This is a genomic window from Bradyrhizobium ganzhouense, from assembly GCF_049949285.1.
GTDB lineage: Bacteria > Pseudomonadota > Alphaproteobacteria > Rhizobiales > Xanthobacteraceae > Bradyrhizobium > Bradyrhizobium ganzhouense.
In genome coordinates this window covers 2,084,617-2,102,401 of the sequence record NZ_CP181318.1, presented here as the reverse complement: position 1 = coordinate 2,102,401, position 17,785 = coordinate 2,084,617, and the positions used below count along the sequence as shown (strand labels likewise).

General features: G+C 60.4%; 12 protein-coding genes and 3 pseudogenes. 7 read left to right on the top strand and 8 right to left on the bottom strand.

Annotation, left to right across the window (positions count from 1 at the left end; all coding sequences use genetic code 11):
* Positions 1–8: 8 nt before the first annotated feature.
* Complete coding sequence (locus ACLFLU_RS09625) at positions 9–941, bottom strand: TauD/TfdA dioxygenase family protein (RefSeq protein WP_426411960.1); 933 nt, start codon at positions 939–941, stop codon at positions 9–11.
* Here ACLFLU_RS09625 and ACLFLU_RS09620 point away from each other — a divergent pair.
* Positions 919–1,062 carry a hypothetical protein gene (locus ACLFLU_RS09620; protein WP_426411959.1) on the top strand — a complete coding sequence of 48 codons (144 nt, stop codon included), beginning with the start codon at positions 919–921 and terminating at the stop codon, positions 1,060–1,062. The genes ACLFLU_RS09625 and ACLFLU_RS09620 overlap by 23 nt on opposite strands.
* 529 nt (positions 1,063–1,591) lie before the next feature.
* Positions 1,592–2,932: an LLM class flavin-dependent oxidoreductase gene (locus ACLFLU_RS09615; RefSeq protein ID WP_426411958.1), complete on the top strand. Its 1,341-nt coding sequence runs from the start codon at positions 1,592–1,594 to the stop codon at positions 2,930–2,932.
* 163 nt (positions 2,933–3,095) lie between these two features.
* On the opposite strand, the pseudogene ACLFLU_RS09610 reads toward ACLFLU_RS09615, so the two are convergent.
* The 3 genes and pseudogenes from ACLFLU_RS09610 to ACLFLU_RS09600 all read right to left on the bottom strand — a co-directional run.
* Positions 3,096–3,188 (bottom strand): annotated as a pseudogene (locus ACLFLU_RS09610) (hypothetical protein); the annotation flags it as partial.
* Complete coding sequence (locus ACLFLU_RS09605; RefSeq protein ID WP_426411957.1) at positions 3,185–4,924, bottom strand: outer membrane protein; 1,740 nt, start codon at positions 4,922–4,924, stop codon at positions 3,185–3,187. The pseudogene ACLFLU_RS09610 and the gene ACLFLU_RS09605, both read right to left, overlap by 4 nt.
* Before the next feature lie 751 nt (positions 4,925–5,675).
* Positions 5,676–6,806, bottom strand: a complete 1,131-nt coding sequence (locus tag ACLFLU_RS09600; protein WP_426411956.1) for a glycoside hydrolase family 18 protein — start codon at positions 6,804–6,806, stop codon at positions 5,676–5,678.
* 579 nt (positions 6,807–7,385) lie between these two features.
* Here ACLFLU_RS09600 and ACLFLU_RS09595 point away from each other — a divergent pair.
* Positions 7,386–7,589: a hypothetical protein gene (locus ACLFLU_RS09595; RefSeq protein ID WP_426411955.1), complete on the top strand. Its 204-nt coding sequence runs from the start codon at positions 7,386–7,388 to the stop codon at positions 7,587–7,589.
* A gap of 198 nt (positions 7,590–7,787) precedes the next feature.
* Here the strand turns inward: ACLFLU_RS09595 and ACLFLU_RS09590 are convergent.
* Positions 7,788–8,028 (bottom strand): annotated as a pseudogene (locus tag ACLFLU_RS09590) (hypothetical protein); the annotation flags it as partial.
* A 477-nt stretch (positions 8,029–8,505) separates the two neighbouring features.
* Between ACLFLU_RS09590 and ACLFLU_RS09585 the strand changes: the two are divergent.
* Together ACLFLU_RS09585 and groL are read left to right on the top strand one after the other, a co-directional pair.
* Positions 8,506–8,820, top strand: coding sequence for a co-chaperone GroES (locus ACLFLU_RS09585; RefSeq protein ID WP_426411954.1), 315 nt, complete (start codon positions 8,506–8,508; stop codon positions 8,818–8,820).
* An 87-nt stretch (positions 8,821–8,907) separates the two neighbouring features.
* Positions 8,908–10,557: a chaperonin GroEL gene (gene groL, locus ACLFLU_RS09580; protein ID WP_234685026.1), complete on the top strand. Its 1,650-nt coding sequence runs from the start codon at positions 8,908–8,910 to the stop codon at positions 10,555–10,557.
* Positions 10,558–11,383: 826 nt separating this feature from the next.
* Here the strand turns inward: groL and ACLFLU_RS09575 are convergent.
* Complete coding sequence (locus ACLFLU_RS09575; protein WP_426411953.1) at positions 11,384–11,794, bottom strand: hypothetical protein; 411 nt, start codon at positions 11,792–11,794, stop codon at positions 11,384–11,386.
* Between the two features lie 593 nt (positions 11,795–12,387).
* The gene (locus tag ACLFLU_RS09570) at positions 12,388–13,671 is read right to left on the bottom strand and encodes an NAD(P)/FAD-dependent oxidoreductase (RefSeq protein WP_426411952.1); all 1,284 of its coding nucleotides are present in this window, start codon (positions 13,669–13,671) and stop codon (positions 12,388–12,390) included.
* 225 nt (positions 13,672–13,896) lie between these two features.
* On the opposite strand from ACLFLU_RS09570, the gene ACLFLU_RS09565 reads away from it, so the two are divergent.
* Positions 13,897–14,922: an IS110 family transposase gene (locus ACLFLU_RS09565; protein ID WP_426411951.1), complete on the top strand. Its 1,026-nt coding sequence runs from the start codon at positions 13,897–13,899 to the stop codon at positions 14,920–14,922.
* Positions 14,923–15,434: 512 nt separating this feature from the next.
* Here the strand turns inward: ACLFLU_RS09565 and ACLFLU_RS09560 are convergent.
* Positions 15,435–15,683, bottom strand: a pseudogene (locus ACLFLU_RS09560) (IS5/IS1182 family transposase); the annotation flags it as partial.
* 647 nt (positions 15,684–16,330) lie between these two features.
* Here ACLFLU_RS09560 and ftsZ point away from each other — a divergent pair.
* On the top strand, positions 16,331–17,395 hold the full coding sequence (ftsZ, locus tag ACLFLU_RS09555; RefSeq protein WP_426411950.1) for a cell division protein FtsZ: 1,065 nt from the start codon (positions 16,331–16,333) through the stop codon (positions 17,393–17,395).
* Positions 17,396–17,785 lie beyond the last annotated feature (390 nt).

Here is a 17,785-nt window from a genome sequence, read left to right as displayed (position 1 = left end):
AAGCGGGATCAGGCGGCCTTGGCCGTCTGCGGTTTCGACGCTTTGATGCGCGTCACACTACGGCGACCGTCGACACTGAGCGGTACCTCGCCGTCGATGGTGGCGCGGCGAACGACGCGGTGCTGGTCGCCATAGTCGTTGACGGCGTAGTGCTGGGTTGCGCGGTTGTCCCAGATCGCTACGTCACCGGTCTGCCAAGTCCAGCGCACGGTGTTTTCCGGCGCAGTGATGTGGGATTGGAACAGCTCGAACAGCTTCTGCCCGTCATATTTCGGCAGGCCGACGAAGCGCTGCACGAAATTGCCCAGCACGAGCGTGCGCTCGCTGGTCTCGGGATGAACGCGCACCACCGGATGCTCGGTCTCGTAGATCGTGCCGGTAAACACCTCGTCGAAGTGCTTTCTATCCGCCTCGCTCGCGCGCGTCTTCACGGCGTAGTCATAGGCGTTGCTGTGGACCGCCCAGAGCTCATCCGCGAGCTTGCGCAGCGGCGCCGGCAGGTCGAGATAGGCTGCCGCCGTGCTCGACCATAGGGTGTCACCGCCGCACGGCGGGATCACCACGCCTCGCAGAACCGAAATCTTCGGATAGGCGTCGACGAAAGTCACGTCCGTGTGCCACTGGTCGGCACGGCCACCGCCCCGACCCGAGTCGAGCTCCAAAATCGACGACGTGCCCTTGGTCGCACCGACCGTCGGATGGGGCACGAGTTTTCCGAGTCTGACGGCAAAGCGCTCCTGCTCGGCGTCGTCGAGATGCCCCTGGTCCCTGAAGAAAATGACCTTGTGCTCGAGCAGCACCTGGTTGATGGCGCGAACGACGTCGTCAGGCAGGTCGCCCGACAGCTTGACGTTCCTGATCTCGGCGCCGAGCCGTGCCGCGCGTTTCACGATGTCGGCGCGCGGGATGACGTTGTCGATGGTGGTGGTCGTGGTGCTCATGATCGTGGTCTTTCCTGTGATGTTCTGGACAAAGCTCCGCCATGCGCCGGTCGTACGAGCAGCGGCGAAGAATGATGATGAAGTCTTGGATGTGGTCTTAGGGGATCACGTCGGCGGCTAGATGGTCCGCGGCACCACGGATCCCGGCGGTACAGCTCTCCGCGATCGCGCCGTCGCAGCACCGCACACGCAGAGCCGAGATCAGCTGGGCTGCTTCGCGAACGACGGTTGGATCGGATTGCCGCATGGTGAACGATCTCGCTTGGACAGTGCAGATCGTAAATGCGATCGCGATCCAGTCAATGAAACGAAACCAGCTTTGTTTTGCGCGGCGCGCAATGATCGCTTCGCACGCCAAGCGGACACGGAAATATTTGCGATGGTGATGGTCCGTTACGCCGTGTGACCGGCGTGACAGCCAGCCAAATCAACCCAGCCGAGGTACGAAACAGCTCGAATTGCTGCGGTTGTTCGTGACGACGAACGCACTCGTCTCCGATCGGCGACGAGCTCACGCGCTTCATGCTCGCTTCGCCCGCAACAACGCAAATTCATTTCATCGACAGCTTCGCGATCCCCGACATAGATTCGGACCAACACGCAAGCACGACGCAAACATTCGACAACGTCCAACATTTGCGAGTCAGGCCATGAGCAACCGGCAACTTTCTCTCAACTTCTTCATCTATCCTGACGGTCACCACGAGGCAGCCTGGCGTCACAAGGCGGCGACGACGGACCGCATCCTCGATGTCACTTACTACCAGGAGCTGGCGCAGCGCGCCGAAGCGCACAAGTTTGACGCGGTGTTCTTCGCCGACGGTCCGGCGCTGGCCGACAACGTCCGCTACGCGCAGCGGTTCCGGCTCGAGCCGATCACCCTGCTTACGGCGATCGCATCGGCCACAAAGCATATCGGCCTGATCGCGACCGCGTCGACGACTTACACCGAGCCCTATAATCTTGCGCGGCTGTTCGCCTCGCTGGATCACATCAGCGGCGGGCGCGCCGGGTGGAACATCGTGACCACGAGTTCGCCGCAGGCGGCCCAGAATTTCGGGCTGCCTGAGCATCCGCCGCATCACGAACGCTATGAGCGGGCGCGGGAATATCTCGATGTCATCACCAAGTTGTGGGACAGCTGGGAAGACGACGCGCTGGTCAACGACCCTGTCTCCGGTATTTTCGCCGACACCAGCAAGATCCACGCGATCGACCACATTGGAAAGCATTTTCGCGTACGCGGCCCGCTCAACGTGTCACGGCCGCCGCAGGGGCGGCCGGTCTATGTCCAGGCTGGCTCATCCGAGGACGGACGGGCCTTTGCCGCACGCTTTGCGGAAGCCATCTTCACCGCACACCAGACATTGGCGAGCGCCCAGGAATTCTATGCCGACATCAAGCGTCAGGCGCGCGCGTTCGACCGCAGTCCGGATCAGATTAAGATCCTGCCCGGCATCAGCCCCTTCATCGCCAGCACTCAGGTTGAGGCTGACCGCCTGCAGGAGGAGTTCAACGCGCTGATCCAGCCGGAATTCTCGCTGACCCAGCTTCGCCAGATGACCGGTCTTGACCTCACCGGATTCGACCTCGATGGTCCCTTTCAACGGCATCTGATCGACACCAGCGGCGCGCAGGGCGTCGCCAGCCGTTTCAAGCTCGTGGTCGACATCGTCGATCGCGAAAAGCCGACGATCCGACAGCTCGTGCAGCGCCTCGCCGGCGCGCGTGGCCACTGGGTGATTGCCGGGCCGCCGGAGAAGATTGCCGACAGTATCCAGACCTGGTTCGACAACGGCGCGGCAGACGGCTTCAACGTCATGCCGCCGTGGCTGCCCGGCGGCTTCGATCTCTTCGCCGAGCAAGTCGTGCCGATCCTGCGCAAGCGCGGTCTGTTCCGTCACGACTACACTGGCACGACGCTGCGTGAACATTATGGACTGAACCGTCCGCCGAGCGTGTTCTCCAGCTCGAATCGGGCGATCGCGTGATCGCCCTGGCCATCACCAGAGGCCTGCTTTCGTATCGGAGCGTGCCGGAGGTAAAAAACCTCGAGCGAGTGTGCCTCCGAAGGCAAACGTCGGGGGCCGGTCGCGACGATGCCTCCAAGACGCCCTCGGAGAAGTCGCGCCCGATGAAGACCAGACGGCTCGTTCGGAGCTCATCTGGTTTCCAGGGGCGTTGAACGCGGCTTGGTCGAATTCGCCCCCTGCAATGCTTGGAGCTGGCTGTAGGTGATCTTTTCAATCGAGCCTATAAGAGGCCTGAAAGAATGTACCCCAGCGCTCCGTGCTGAACTTCGCAAGCTCAGTCCCAGTGGTTCCCGGGCCATCACAGCCTGTGCATGTCATTTCACTGTCTTTTTTGGTCCACATGGCCCAATAGCGCGCGCCGATGCCGACGCTGAAGTTCTTGGTAATGAAGTAGGACAACACGCCTTCGAGTTGGACACCCCCGCCTCCGTTCCCGCGTTGATCAATGAAGGTGGTCGTCGGGCGCACAAGATGATTGTCACGTCCTTTGAAATCGGTCCAAGGCAGGTAAGCGACGTCGGTACTCAAACGCCAACGCTCGGTGAGCATAGTTTCGGCGCTTAGGCCGGCACGAGGTGCATTCCACTGGGAATTCTGGCTTCCAACGACTGTGTCGTCACCATCTCGATCTGGCCGCGAGCATCCACCCATCGGGTTGGCAATCTGTACACATCCGATGGAGTCGGAGCTCTGTTCGTAGTAGGTCCAGCCGATAAAGCCGCCGACCTTGTAGGTGGCGCCGCGCAGGAAATCGTAACCTACGTCGGCGGTGTAATAGGTGAACCTCCCGTTTGCCTGGCCTGATCTCGTGTTGATATAGGAGAGGCTGCGATCAATTCCCCAATCTTCATCGTTGGTGCTTCCTTTGTCGAAGCGACCGATGCCAACGTTGCTCTTCAGAAACACTCCCCACGGGCTGTCAACCCGGCCAAATAATTCCCCGGAAAGTCCGTTGAGACCGTGGTGGGTGATCCTCGATACAAGAATGTTAGGATCTCCAGCAGGGATTTCATTGGGCACAGCGCTGTCATTCCATTGGAATCGTCCGCGGCTGAGCCAGAGCCGCGAGCCGCCCTCGAACGACCAACCGGCTGTGTCAGCCGTCGGCGACGCGCTGCCCGTTGCTTTCGTGAACAACGGCTCATCGGATGGTTGCGCACCCCAAGGGTCGGCGTCAAAATGGTAATTCAGACCGATCGTTCCGATGTGATAGCTGCTGGACAGGCTCGTTGTATTCGCCGGAAGGATTGCGAACGGCGGAAGCTGCACCGTCGGAGGCGTTGCGACACTCGGCCCACCGAAATGCAGATAGTCATATTCGACCTTGAGCGACCATGCAGACGTCAGCGCTTGCTCGACGCCCAGCCCGATGATGCCGCCGACCCGACCATAGTCGAAACTGGTGTTCTCCTGAGTCCCGCGGCCATTGAACTCGTTGTTGTTGACGACATCGCCGCGATTGTTTTGCCAAGCCACGCCTCCCTTGAGATAGGCCAGCGTGTGGCCATGCGGGCCAAAGGTGTAACCGACCCGGCCGGTCCCGGTCGCAAAGACGTTGGGACCTGCCGTGCAATTTGCGCTCACAACAAAGCCGGAGGAGGCGAGGCAGGTATTTGTGCCGTCGGAGACAGCACCGCTGACATCGAGTTCGACGCCAAAGACCCAGCTGTTCTTCTGCCAGTTATAGCCTATCTGGCCACCTGCGAGGAACATTGGGGTGTCAACCACGCCGCCATAGATTGGGGGACCGTAGGGATTGCTGAATGAGGTTCGGCCATACCCACCGCCGACGTTCCCGCCGATATAGCCTCCGGACCAGCTCCACACCGCCGCTGGCAATTTCACGTCTGGCCAAAGGTCTACCGCATTGGCTGCACCGCTTGCGACGAGCGCAATTGTTGCGACTCCCGAAAGAAGAACTCCAGATCGCATTCCAAACACTTCCTGCATTCTGCGCCGTCCACAACCGAGCGCCTTTACTTGTCGCCACAGCAAGCCGTCGGGGCCAGACCACACGCTTGCGACGCGCGCCCTAGTCCGCCTCGAAAATCACCGCTTGCGATTGGCAATGATGGCGTCAGCAAAGCAAACCGCGAGCCAATTGAATTCGGCGGTTTCTGCAGGCACTTCGTAGTGGTGTTTAGCGTCAAGTTGCTGACATTTGTCTCAAGACTCACAATCTACGTTGCTATCGCCGACGGCTTCATCGTGAGGCGCATCTGAAGCAGGCCAATAGAGCATCCGCCGCAACTCTGCCGATGTCTCGCCTGATAAGGAACGGGGCCGGCTGGCGAGACCACCGTCTTCACTGCAGGGGGTCACGTGTGAATCGGCGCCGAAGCATGCCTCGTCTATGTTGCATGGATCAGTGACTTATGGCGCGATCGGGGTCGGGACCCCACACCGATACACAGACATGGCTCAGGTCAGGGTTGCTCAAGCCTTCGCGTGAGGCGTCGCGAAGAGTCGTCCGGCCTCGCGATCAACCGGATGGGATCCGGTGCGCACGTCGCATCACGACGAAAAACCCGCATTGCCGCCAGCATGCCTCCGGAACGACGCTGCCGGTTGTCAGATTTCCGACATCGCCGTTTTCAATTCGACGTGGCTCTGATCTCACAGCATCGAACGCGTTTCGCGGCTGATTTCGCTCGAGGCGAACACAGATGACGCGCTTCAAGGCGACGTAATGACGACGCTTCTATTCGGATCTTCGCACAGGAAGGATGCGGAGCGCCGCCAGCAGCAGCGAACCGTCGTCGGCGAACAGGTCCCAGATCATGATCCCGGCGAGTCCATGGGCGCGCGCGTACATCGTCTTGCGTGCGATGGATAGCGGATCGTCGTAGCTGATCCATATCCGCCGTTCGGCGTCATAGAGCCACGGCACCTGAGCCTCATCACTCCAATACCGGCGAAAGCCCTGCTCTTCCGGTCGCCGGACAACGAGATCGCGATAATCGATGCCGTCGCTCCCTCCCCACTCCTCGCTCGCCGTCGTCCCCTTTTGCAAGAGCCCCCCGTTCTCCTGCGGAACGCCCGCAACAGCTCGGCCGTAGAAGGCTACGCCGAGCGTGACCTTGGCCCGCGGCACCCCGGCCCGGATCAAGGCATTCACACTTGCATCGACATTGAGATTGGGACTTGGATCGCCGGCACAGGCGAACAGCGGAGCATTGAAGCCGGCAAATGTCGAGCCCGCATGATAGTCGTAGGCCATTAGATGAATCCGGTCGATCAGCTTGGCGAGAGCGGCCGCTTCCAGATTGACAATCTTATTGGGGACGGCCGATACGGCAATGGTGAGCTCCAGCTCCCTGCGCTCCAATGCGGAAAACTCAGTGAGTCTTCGGCGAAGCTCCGCAATCAGGAGCGTGAAATTCGTACGGTCTTCGAGGCGCGCGAGATTCCCTGGACGTCCTCCTGAGACAGGAAACTCCCAATCGACATCCACACCATCGAACAGACCCGGATAGGGTCGAAAGAACGCCTCGATAACGGATTGTGCGAACCGCGCGCGCGACCTCGGCGTGGCAGCGGCGGCCGAGAAATATTTCGACCCGCTCCAGCCGCCGAACGAAATCAGGATCCGGAGCTCCGGACTGCTCCGCTTCAATTCGGCGAGTTGGGCGAAATTGCCGCCGAACGGGGTCGACGGCGCGGTTCCGTCGCAGGCTCCTGCGTCGAGGCAACGATCCGAAAGCCCAGCCAGTCCTTCTGCCGAAACGGTGCCGAACGCGTACATCAAATGGGTCAGCTCGCGAGCCGGGATCGTCTTGATGTTTGGACCGCCCGTCCGGACCTTCCACGGGGCGAGATAGCCGGCGACCACTGTCCTCCTGGACGGCATGGCCCGTCCCGGATGCATCAGTGCGGATCCGCACACGAGCGTAGAAAACCCGGTTGCAGCGAAGTCTCGACGATTAATTGCCACAGGCTACGACCTTATGCTCTCTGTCTGATTTTACCCTGCGCCCACCGATAACGCGATCACCTCAGCGAGCCTTCGATATGCGTGGTACTGGCTCCCTTCGTTTCACTTGATCGCTACGACTTCATTGCGGTGTTCTGTGGCTGGCTTCCGACATTTTGTGGCTAGCATCCGCCGCGTTGTCCCATCCGAATATGTCGAAAGGCGCACAACTAGATTGGTGTATTGGAACGTATGGGCATATGGCCGCTCTCGTCGCTGAGTTGCGCTTCGCTTCATCGTCTCTGCACCTGGATGGGAGGCTATGAAGGGCAAACTGTGGCCCGCATCCTACCCCGCACGGGCTCCGTGTGAACCTGCGTTCAGGCCCGGGCGGAACACCTCCATTTTGGTAGGATTTATGTTGCAACCGACGCGTGATACGGATCATTCTTGCACTTGCGGACTTGAACCACCTACAGAAAGCCAGGGAGCTCGAAAATGAACGACAACGCGTCTTCAACGCGAAGCGATCTGCAGGGACTTAGGCTGATCCGTGCTTTTCTCCGGATACGCGATCAACGCACCCGGTCCGAGTTCGTCGAACAAGTCGAAAAGCTCGCCGCGGAGGAGCCTGCGGGATCGGGTTCGAGCTTGCCCGGTTCATCTGGTTTCGCCGAGCATCCGGCGGATCCTCGCAGTTGATCTCTCGCCTTCTTCGTGTCGCCCAACGCCACGTTCCAGCATCATTCGCGTCTGCTCTTGTTGCAGGAAGTCCATGACTTGGCCGCCAATCGTGATAGCAGGGAGCCACGATGCGGCGATGCCTCAAATGCGAGTCCGCTGGCTAATTCCGCTCTGATGCCACCGCCGCGGTGTGGCGACGTCGGACGTCGGGACGATCAGCGTGCTCAGATCTTCGGGTACGTCGCCGCATTTCCGGATCACCTTGGCGTCGCCGAAGTCGCCGCGCGATGGGTCCTTCGGTAACAGAGAAGGCGACCGCGCCCATGATGCCGGGCTTGCGGGACAACGCCTCGGCACGCCTCACAGCGGCGTTGGCGGAAATGCATTCCGTCTTGCCGGCTGCAACTCCATCGTCGAGAACAGGCCGGCTCTCGTCGGGAGCGAATCGGACCGACACCTTCTTGCCATCGATGGTGTCGTCCTCGGAGAATGAGGTGAACGGCACCAGGCAGCAGCTCTGCGGATCGAGCCAGCGCTTCCAGTGCGCGCGCTCACTACCGGACGTTGGTCGTGCCGCCATCGAGCTCATCCTCAGCAGCTGCTGGAAGTCGATTGGCCTGCCCTTTGCTTCCAGCTTCTTGGTGGCGTCCACAGAACCCGCCACGAGCTCGGCACGCACCAGCGAGCCATCACGAGTTCGCGTCCGCGCGGGATAGTGAGGAAAATCCTAGGCACCAAGGGCAGATCGCCGGTCCGGTCATTCGTCGGTATGCCCCCCGAACAGCCGGCGAATACCTGAGCGCCTTTTTTCTACGAGGAGCCCTTGCTTCCCGAAAAGACCAGCCCTACCTGTGCTCCGCCCGCATTGGCACTCGTGGGCATCGACTGCTAACCACCTAAATCACCAACCCAAGCAATTGCTTAGGAGGACTCCATGAAATTCCGTCCGCTTCACGACCGCGTCGTGGTCAAGCGCATCGACGCCGAAGAGAAGACCGCTGGCGGCATCATTATTCCCGACACGGCCAAGGAAAAGCCGTCTCAGGGCGAAGTCGTCGCCGTCGGCCCGGGCGGCCGCGACGAGAGCGGCAAGCTGATCCCGATCGACGTCCAGGTCGGCGACCGCGCGCTGTTCGGCAAGTGGTCGGGGACCGAGGTCAAGATCGACGGGCAGGAGCTGTTGATCATGAAGGAGAGCGACATCATGGGCGTTCTCACCGATGCGTCGGCCAAGAAGAAGGCCGCCTAATCCGACTGCTCGCACCGCTCACCCCTGAGGAGCGCCTGCCGGGCGCCTCAAGAGTGAGATGAGACCAATCAACTCAGGGAAACCAATATGTCAGCCAAAGAAGTCAAATTCGGCGTCGACGCCCGCGACCGCATGCTGCGCGGCGTCGACATCCTCAACAACGCGGTGAAGGTCACGCTCGGTCCGAAGGGCCGCAACGTCGTGCTCGACAAGTCGTTCGGCGCGCCCCGCATCACCAAGGACGGCGTCACCGTCGCCAAGGACATCGAGCTCGACGATAAGTTCGAGAACATGGGCGCGCAGATGGTGCGCGAAGTCGCCTCCAAGTCCGCTGACGCGGCCGGCGACGGCACCACCACCGCGACCGTGCTCGCGGCTGCGATCGTCCGCGAAGGCGCCAAGGCGGTCGCCGCCGGCATGAACCCGATGGACCTCAAGCGCGGTATCGATCTCGCCGTAGACGCGGTCGTGGCGGACCTGCAAAAGAACTCCAAGAAGGTCACCTCGAACGACGAGATCGCCCAGGTCGGCACCATTTCGGCCAATGGCGATGCCGAAATCGGCAAGTTCCTCTCTGACGCTATGAAGAAGGTCGGCAACGAGGGTGTCATCACCGTCGAGGAAGCCAAGTCGCTCGAGACCGAACTCGAAGTTGTCGAGGGCATGCAGTTCGACCGCGGCTACATCTCGCCCTACTTCGTCACCAACGCCGACAAGATGCGCGTTGAAATGGAAGATGCCTACGTCCTGATCAATGAGAAAAAGCTATCTCAGTTGAATGAACTGCTTCCCTTGTTGGAAGCCGTGGTGCAGAGCGGCAAGCCGCTTGTGATTATCGCGGAAGACGTCGAAGGCGAAGCGCTCGCCACCCTCGTCGTGAACCGTCTGCGCGGTGGTCTGAAGGTCGCGGCCGTGAAGGCTCCGGGCTTCGGCGATCGCCGCAAGGCCATGCTGCAGGACATCGCGATCCTGACCGGCGGCCAGGCGATCTCGGAAGATCTCGGCATCAAGCTCGAGAACGTCACGCTCAACATGCTCGGTCGCGCCAAGAAGGTGATGATCGACAAGGAGAACACCACGATCGTCAGCGGCGCCGGCAAGAAGGCCGACATCGAGGCGCGCGTGGCCCAGATCAAGGCGCAGATCGAGGAGACCACCTCGGACTATGACCGTGAGAAGCTCCAGGAGCGTCTCGCCAAACTCGCGGGCGGTGTCGCGGTGATCCGCGTCGGCGGCGCGACCGAGGTCGAGGTGAAGGAGCGCAAGGATCGCGTTGATGACGCGATGCATGCGACCCGCGCTGCGGTCGAGGAAGGCATCGTCCCGGGCGGCGGCGTCGCGCTGCTCCGTGCCTCCGAGCAGCTCAAGGGCCTGCGCACCAAGAACGACGACCAGAAGACCGGCGTCGAGATCGTGCGCAAGGCGCTGTCCGCGCCCGCTCGCCAGATCGCGATCAACGCCGGTGAAGACGGCTCGGTGATCGTCGGCAAGATCCTGGAGAAAGATCAGTACGCCTATGGCTTCGACTCGCAGACCGGCGAGTACGGCAACCTCGTCACCAAGGGCATCATCGATCCGACGAAGGTCGTTCGCACCGCGATCCAGAACGCCTCCTCCGTGGCGGCGCTGCTGATCACCACGGAAGCCATGGTCGCCGAGCTGCCCAAGAAGGGCGGCGCCGGTCCGGCGATGCCCCCGGGCGGCGGCATGGGTGGCATGGGCGGCATGGACTTCTGAGTCCGGCCACTCAGGCGAACCACGGAATGCGAAACCCCGGCAGCGATGCCGGGGTTTTTGTTTGTGTGCCGAGCATGTTCGACAACTCTGCGGAGAGCAACCTGCTTAGCTAGCGGATATCGAACATCTGCCGATTCTGGGGCGGGCGGCCAGCTCCCCACGTCGAATAATTTCGTCGCGTGCTCATCTCAATCGATCTCCTTTTTGCGGAGCCACCGGCGTCCTTCATATGCTGCGATCCTACGATCGTTCTGCCAAAGCTCAACCGCGTGGTCGCTTGCAAGCTTCCGCACCCGCTCCGTGGCGGTCCCTTCGTCCGAACAGATAAACTCGACAAAGCCTACGAGATGCCCGTCGCGTCTGACCATGTAGACAGTGTACCGTTCCATGCAAGTCGCCTCTCCACGTTCTCCGTTCAGAGCCTACTCGGCAGGGTGCTCCGGACATCGGGATGTCCTCGATCGCGCGGCCAGAGTTGCCAAGGAGAACTGACGCCACGACCGATCGTCGGGGCATCGGACATTCCCGTAAGCTGGCAACTCATATGGCCCGCAATGGTTTACTTCTTTGAAGCAATGAGCACGTCAGCATAGCCCATTGCGGCACAGAGCTCGTTCGGCTGACTGAGATGCGACATCCCGTTCCATTAGCCGCGCTTGTGCGATCCGCGGCAGCGAGTCGGCGCAAGCAGCAAGACTGGCCAGTCCAGGTGACATTGGCCTGCTATGCCCGTGGGCAGCGTGGGTCCTATGATTTCCAATCCAGCGTTGACCAAAGCTGGGCGGAACAGCCAAAGCCGAGCGGATCATCACATTGTCGCGTCTCATTACTCGTCGGAATAAGCGGGGCGGAAACGTACGCTATGATCGACTTGATAGCGGTGGCGGGGCATCTTTCGCGCTTTGGCTGCGCGCGGGTCCCTCAATGTAGCCTCCGGAATAGAAACGCCAGGAAACGCACTTTGCAGCGCTCTATTCGGAAGACGATACCAAAGATTATTGTTGACGAGCCCAAAGGCTTGCGAGCCGTGCGACAAGGCTCGCTTCAGGAGGCTATGGCGCGGGTCAGGTTCGATCAATTTCAAAAGCAAAGACACGCGTTGCGGCTCCTTGTCACCGCACTGCCCAGTAGCACGCAACCAGGATGCCGGTGAAAACGAGCCCGGCGCAAAGTCCCAAGACGATTTCCATTGGGGCACTCCCTGATTGTTGCGTTGTTCTTCCGGCGGCCGTTTCATGTCGCCTCGCAGATCGACGGGACGGACTCAAACGCAGGTGATGCGTCCGGTCCGCCCCTGCATCACCAAGCCCTGGAATGGTGATGGTATGCCCACCAAAGCAAGCTGCGTGCCGCGACGAAAACAGCTGGGTTCATAGACCCTTCGCATCAGTGTGCGTAGCGTCAGCTCATGGACAATGGTACCAAAGCTGACAAACTCACAATGATCGCACCACGCGCTGTCGCAAGGGCCGCCTGGAATTCATACTCAAACCGGACGCGTCTCGCATTGCGCTTGTCCAAAGCGTGCCGATCTGCGCCAAATCCATGGCGCGTGAGCACGGACGTCCAGTTTCATCGAGGGAGAAAACATCGCTGATCCGCTTGATTGACTTGCGGAGATCGCGACTGGAGTCGGCTCGGTTCCTTCTTTCAAACTCGTGGGCACGTTGAGAACGCTGTCGGGAGTTCGACCATGTTGTCGGCATCTTACGTCAGCGATCGAGCGAGATTGGCAATAGCCGTCTCCGAGGCCGGCGGAATTGCCATATGTCGGCGAGAAGCCAGCAATGTGCTTTGCGTGAAACTCGCGGACAAACGAGAGCTGACGGATCAGAGCCGGGCTTCGGTCAAATGAACGAGTTGCGCCCCGATGCGATAGAGCGCCTCCCGCGTGTCGCGGAAGCGCGGCTCCTCCACCGGTGTGATCGGAAGCGGAAGGTCTTGGTCCGCAAGGTGCCCCAGCACGTAGGACGCGAGCACGCCGCCGAACACCGTGCCTGGCGCAATTCCGCGGCCGTTGTATCCACTGAACGCAATTACATTGCGGTCCAGCTTGTGAAAGCGGGGTAGGTTGTCCGAGGTCATACCGATCATCCCGAACCAACCGGTCTCGAATTCGATGTCGGCGAGCTGAGGAAACAGCTTGCCCAGCGAGCGGATGGCCCACGCCCTGTGCACTGCTGCACTGCTCCGCTCGAGAGCACCGATGCTGCCATAAACCAGCCGACCTGCACGGTCGAAGCGAAATGAACTGAGCACCTGTTTCGTATCCCAGGCTCCCTGGCGTTCGGGCAGGATCGATGCTCTCAAATTATCCGAGAGAGGTTGGGTCGCAAAGTTGAAGTAAGGCAGTTCGATCTGCTCCTGCCGAACCTGCGACCAGGGTCCTCGCGCGTAGGCGTCGGTGGCAACAATCACCCAATCTGCACGCACAGATCCGGCTGCCGTATTGACCTTCCAGCGCGAGCCGCCGTCGCTGGCGGTGAGAGCGGCACTCTGGGTGAATATTTTCGCGCCCGCAGCAAGCGCGGCACGAGCCAAACCACGAACATAGGCCAGCGGCTGAATTGTACCAGCGCGTTTATCCAGCAGTGCACCGGCGTAGTCGCCACCGCCGATCCTCCGGCGCGTCTCCGCGGCATCGAGAATCTCGACCGGCGCACCACGTCGCTGCCATTGTTCAGCACGAGCCTCGATTTCTTCCAATCCCCTGGGTCCGACTGCACAGTGCAACGTTCCCGTTGGCTCTTGCTCGCATTCAATGTCATGTTGCGCGATCAGATCGAACACCCGTCGCGGCCCATGGCCGAGCAGATCGATCAGGCGCTCCCCGAGGGTTTGTCCCAGCGTCGCTACGAGAGTGTCCGGCATGACCCACATACCGGCATTCACGAGACCGACATTGCGTCCGGAGCCGCCGAAGCCGATTTCAGACGCCTCGAGGACCGCGACGCGCGCTCCTCCTTCTGCAAGGTGGAGAGCCGACGAAAGCCCGGTATATCCGCCACCGATGACGAGGATATCGACGTCAATCTTGCCGGCCAGACGACCGGTCTGAGGTGCCTGGGGAGCCGTCAGTTCCCAGAGTCCGTGCGATGTCGGATCGCCTTGCATCAGGTAAACTCCCTCGGCTGCAATTGTCCGTCACGTCGGAAATGCGCCGACAAGGCTCCCGAGCTACGAGGCCGTGGCGGAGGAAATCCGGAAGTGCGGCGCAAGCTTGCGAATAATCCGCGGGAGGTCAACTTGAATACGATGACGTAATTGCGGTCAGCGCTCGAGGCACAAAAGCTCCGTTATCGTCGAGCTCTCGCAATCAAGCGATTCGGAGGAGCTGTCATGAGGCAATACGTCGGCCTGGATGTCTCGCAAAGAGAGACTTCGGTTTGCGTGGTCAACGAGACTGGTCAAACGCTTTTTGAAGGAAAGGCCAAGTCTGATCCCGGCGATCTGTCCAAGCTGCTTCGCAAACATGCGCCATTGGCAGAGCGCATCGGCTTTGAGACGGGCGCGATGGCAAGCTGGCTTTGGCACGAGCTTCGTAGGGTTGAACTCCCCGTCGTTTGCATCGATGCTAGGCATGCGCACGCGGCACTGTCGGTCCGCATAAACAAGAGCGATCGGAATGATGCTCGGGGCCTTGCCGAACTGGTGCGGGTTGGGTGGTATCGAGAGGTCAAAATCAAGAGCGAGGAGAGCCAAAAGGTTCGAGCGATCCTTGTCGCGCGATTCCGCCTTGTGTCCATACGCCGGGATATCGAGAACCAGGTCCGCAGTCTGATCAAGGAATGTGGGTTACTATTCCCTCGCGCGATTGGCCAACAGTTCCGTAACCAGGTCGGCGAGCTATTGGGCGAAGATCATCAACTCCTCAACGTGATCGGGCCGCTCCTGACGATTCACGAGCATATCTGCCAGCAGCAGAGCAAATTCGACGACGAGGTCCGCCGATTGGCGAAGTCTGACGAGACGACGCGTCGCCTGATGACGGTCCCTGGTGTTGGCGTGGTGACTGCCTTGACATTCCGACATACGATCGATGACCCGTCTCGCTTCCGATCGGCCTCGGCAGTCGGCGCCTATCTCGGCCTCACACCTCGGCGCAACCAGTCTGGTGAAATAGACGCTAGTGGCAAGATATCCAGATGGGGCGACAGGCTTCTCCGAACTTACTTGTTCGAGGCAGCGACCGTCCTTCTCTATCGGACCAAAAAATGGTCTTCCCTCAAGGCCTGGGGAATGAAGCTCGCGAAGCGGATCGGAATGAAAAAGGCAAAGGTCGCCATTGCCCGCAAGATCGCAGTGATCCTCCACTGCATTTGGGTCGATGGAACGTCGTTCGACTGGGGCCACGCGCCGGCCTGACCTTATTTTGTAAGCTCCTGGCCCGGTCCGCCGGGCCAGCGATGTCCCGCTGGGACGGTGGTCGTGGTGACCTCGGTCAATCGGCTGGTGGCGGCTCGTCCGCACGCCGTTGCAAACGATGAGGCACCCGATCCGGACATCATCATGAGGCGCTTGCGACCTCGGAAAGGACCATGACCTCAGCGACGGGCAGCGGATTGTTGAAATTTAGGTGAGGGCTAATCGACCAATACTACCGAGCTGGCTATCGATCTACCAGCCGCGCTCGTCCCGTCTCCGCAACCCCGACCCGCTCCAACGGGCCGAGCGCTACCGTCTTGCCGAATGGCTTCAAAACGAGGGTTGACATCAATCCGCAATTAAAGGGCCGATTGACAGCCTGGGCATGAAGCTCGCAAAGCGGATTGGCATGAGGAAGGGCAAAAGCCCCCGTTGCGCGAAAAACCGCGATTACTTCTTCACTGCATCCGGCTCGACGGCAAATCCGCGAAGAACGCCTGATATCCTAGTTGTCAACTCCCGAGCCGGGCAGCCGAGCTAGGCGCGGACTCGTTAGCACGCAGCCAAATGCGGATTGATGCGAGCTTGACGAAGGCCAGGTAGTTGGCTGCGAGTTTGTCGTATCGGGTGGCAACACCCCGACATTGCCTGATCTTATTGAAGAACCGTTCGATCAGGTTGCGCGCGCAATACAGATACGGGCTGAAGCAGATCGGGTCTTTGCGATTGCGTTTCGGCGGAATGTTTGCCCACGCGCCTTGTTGACGGCCCCATTCGTCGTTGTCTAAGACTTTGACCATTCCGGCCCAACTAGCTGCGGCTGCGGGTGAGGCAGGGATGGACGTTCAGTTGTCCGCCTATCAGACGGAGTAACGAGGTCGCCTCTTGGCCCGTTTGAGACTTTCCGGTCGGCGCTGAAGATGTCCGCTCACTGGCGGTTGACCAGAAGTCATAGCCCCGGGGGCCAAATCGACGCGATTGACCCGGAAGGGACATACCTTTGGGACCGATTGGCGCGGAGTCGCCTACAGATTGGTTCGGCAAGCACGCGAGGCCGGCGCACTTTCGAGATGAGGTCAGATGGTGGGACGCAATCCCCGCCGGTCACACTCAAGTGGCAGACCTCTGCTCGCCCGTTAGGAGTTCGTTAACCATCGCGGCCTAGCCTGCCATCATTGCCCGGTCATCATCAGCCGATTGCCGCTCGGTTCGTTCTAGGAGAACAACCGGTGTCCGCCGAGACGCTGACATATGCCGCGCTAGGTGCGTGCCTGAAAATCTCGCCAGTGGCCGCTCGTCGCTTGCCAAGCGACTGCGCTTGCCGCGCTGACTTTCGGAGCAAGGTCCGGGTGCATGGCAATCCGTGTCCTCTCATCCCCCAGCTCGGTGGAGCAATTGCGAGGCAAAAATGACTAACGTTACCGATATTCGCGAGATGAAGGCGCGCATTACCGTGTTTGGGGTCGGCGGTGCCGGTGGCAACGCAGTCAACAACATGATCGCGGCCGGGCTGCAAGGCGTCGACTTCATCGTCGCCAATACCGATGCACAGGCGCTTACCATGTCGAAGGCCGAGCGTCTCATCCAGATGGGCACGCGGGTGACGGAAGGTCTCGGCGCTGGCTCGCATCCTGAAGTCGGGCGCGCCGCAGCTGAAGACACGATCGACGCGATCCGCGATCATTTGACCGATGCACACATGGTGTTCGTTACTGCGGGCATGGGCGGCGGTACCGGCACCGGCGCAGCGCCCATTATCGCCAAGACCGCGCGTGAGCTTGGCATTCTCACCATCGGTGTAGTCACTAAGCCATTCCACTTCGAGGGCCAGCGCCGCATGCGCCTTGCCGAGGCCGGCATCGCGGAACTGCTGAAGGTGGTGGACACTCTGCTGATCATCCCGAACCAGAACCTATTCCGGGTGGCCAACGAGAAAACCACGTTCTCCAATGCCTTCGCGTTGGCCGATCAGGTGCTTTATTCGGGTGTGGCCTGCATCAGCGACCTCATAGTCAAGGAAGGTCTGATCAACCTCGATTTTGCCGACGTTCTCGCCGTAATGCGCGAGAAGGGCAAAGCCATGATGGGCAGGGGCGAGGCTTCTGGCGCAAACCGCGTGCTCACCGCCGCCGTGGCCGCGATTTCCAATCCATTGATCGATGACCCGTCGATCAAGCGTGCCAGCGGCCTCATAATCTCCATCACTGGCGGCAAGGACCTGATGTTATTCGAGGTCGACGAAGCTGCTACCCGCATTCGCGACGAGGCCGACCAGGACGCCACCATCATCATTGGGGCATCGTTCGATGAAAGCCTGGAGGGTATCGTCCGCGTCTCGGTAGTGGCGACCGGCATCGATAATCTCGACCCTGCGCCCCACGCGCAACCAGCGGAAAACTCACTGACAGGACTCGCCGGCAGGCTGCGCAACGACAGCCGTCAGATCGCCGGATTGAGCGTAGTACACCGCTGACCAACGCTTGCTCGCCCTTCCCCCGCGCTGATCCGGCGCGCGTGTCGGGCTGTCAATTGGCTCGCTTGGTGTCTTGTGCGTTGATTAGACCTGCCGATAGACCTCCCGATGCCGACGCATCACCATATAGGCCAATTCGGCCTCCTTGGCGACGTCACGGCCGGGAGCGGTGTGCATAATTCAAGAAGTCGGCTCATGGCGATTCTGTCTGAAAATGTGCGAGTTTTGAGAGAGTTCGGATGACCGGACTTGGCCCATCGCGTCATTTCGCGGCAACGCTGCAATTCGGTCGCTATTGTTGCATAGCGGACCCAGGCAAGCCATCCGCTCGGCAGATATGGCTTCGGCCTAGCTAGCGATATCCTGCCGGAACGTACTGTGACGACCTCA